The sequence below is a fragment of the Glaciecola punicea genome (genome assembly GCF_001756615.1).
Lineage (GTDB): Bacteria > Pseudomonadota > Gammaproteobacteria > Enterobacterales > Alteromonadaceae > Glaciecola > Glaciecola punicea.
The window spans coordinates 1-300 of record NZ_LZXY01000023.1 but is presented as its reverse complement, the minus strand read 5'-3'; the positions used below and the strand labels follow the sequence as shown (position 1 = coordinate 300).

At 49.0% G+C, this 300-nt stretch carries 2 tRNA genes; both read right to left on the bottom strand.

From position 1 onward, the window contains the following. Positions 1 to 34: 34 nt before the first annotated feature. Positions 35 to 110, bottom strand: a tRNA-Ala gene (locus BAE46_RS14160). 47 nt (positions 111 to 157) lie between these two features. Further along, positions 158 to 234, bottom strand: a tRNA-Ile gene (locus tag BAE46_RS14155). Positions 235 to 300 lie beyond the last annotated feature (66 nt).

The window sequence follows — 300 nt, the reverse complement described above, 5'->3', positions numbered from 1 at the left end:
GGTGCATGTAAGGTATTTCACACATTGCGTGAAATGGTGGAGCTTAGCAGGATCGAACTGCTGACCTCCTGCGTGCAAGGCAGGCGCTCTCCCAGCTGAGCTAAAGCCCCTTACAAGGGTGCAAAAGTATCGATTACCTACCATAACCAAATGCGATTGGTAGGCTTGGGCAGACTTGAACTGCCGACCTCACCCTTATCAGGGGTGCGCTCTAACCAGCTGAGCTACAAGCCTATCGTGCCTTATGAGCATGACATCACTTAGTAGGTCTATCGGTACTTTTTGAACTCTATCTTTTTA